A 379-nucleotide genomic window follows, 5' to 3' on the forward strand; every position below is an offset into this window, starting at 1 on the left:
GCACAGGCGTGGATGCCGCCCGGACCACCACGGCCGCATACGGGATCACCATGCTCCCGGCGGAAACCGGGGCGCTGGCGTGCCCGATGTTCCATCTGTTTCTCTGGCCGCCGAGCGGGGCCCTGTTCGGCAGCACATACGATCCCGCCAACAACAGCACTCCGGGCGCGGTCTCGTTGCCGTACCTGGAGAAGGCCAAGCTCTATGCCGGGACGGAGGAATACCGGGCGATCCGGACCATGATCACATCCCTGCGGCCCGCGAAAGCGGCCGGCTGACCTGCGGGATCAGAKGCCGTCCCGGCACTAACGAGCCGGCCCCGACCCCCAAACTCCAACCACCGCCTACACCGCGGGCAGGTGCCTGCGGCGGTTACGGG

Annotated in this window: 1 protein-coding gene; it reads left to right on the forward strand. The window is 68.8% G+C overall.

What is annotated here, in order from left to right; translation table 11 throughout:
• Positions 1–278, forward strand: a 278-nt coding sequence (locus AC1DCV_RS35825; RefSeq protein ID WP_477027689.1) for a hypothetical protein, incomplete at its 5' end; no start/stop codon positions are given.
• Between the last annotated feature and the right edge of the window lie 101 nt (positions 279–379).

The sequence above is a fragment of the Chitinophaga sp. 10T418 genome (assembly GCF_056394125.1).